Origin of the sequence: Pedobacter sp. ASV12 (assembly GCF_016429155.1) — a bacterium.
Lineage (GTDB): Bacteria > Bacteroidota > Bacteroidia > Sphingobacteriales > Sphingobacteriaceae > Pedobacter.
Map to the genome: position 1 here is coordinate 1 of NZ_JAELUC010000226.1, position 593 is coordinate 593.

Annotated in this window: 1 protein-coding gene; it reads left to right on the forward strand. The window is 42.3% G+C overall.

Annotated elements, in window-relative coordinates; genetic code table 11:
* Positions 1–593 (forward strand): sensor histidine kinase (locus JHD69_RS20030; protein ID WP_199142103.1); only part of this gene is annotated, 593 nt, incomplete at both ends.

Sequence of the window (593 nt, forward strand, 5' to 3'; positions counted from 1 at the left end):
GTCGTGGTTCGTCGGCAGCGTCAGATGTGTATAAGAGACAGGGCCTGTTTATCGCTGTTTTTTACTCGATTTGCCTTCGATAGCATCGCCAATCAATACCAAGTAGAAAACCATAACCTTAAATTGCAGATGGAGGCACTTAAGGTACAGCTACAACCTCATTTTCTATTCAATACGCTCAACAGCATTTATGGTATGGCGATGATGAAAAGAAAGGAGGCTCCCGAAATGATCTTGCGTCTTTCGGATATGATGCGCTATGTACTTTACGATTGCAGGCATGATAAGGTAGAACTGCAAAAAGACGTAGAATTTCTCCAAAACTATTTGGAAATGGAACGGATGAGATACCCTAATGCGAGTATAGCCTTTGAGCTCAAAAACCTGGATGGACACTTAAAAATTGCTCCGATGCTCTTCATTCAATTTTTAGAAAATAGCTTCAAACATGGCGCTGCAAGGGTACAGGAGCAGGGTTTTATAAGAGGATATCTGCAAGGTAATGGCAACGAACTTACATTTAGCTTAAGCAACGACGTTATGAAACAGCTCACTAGCGAAGAAAGGTATGGCGGCGTGGGCATAGCCAATGT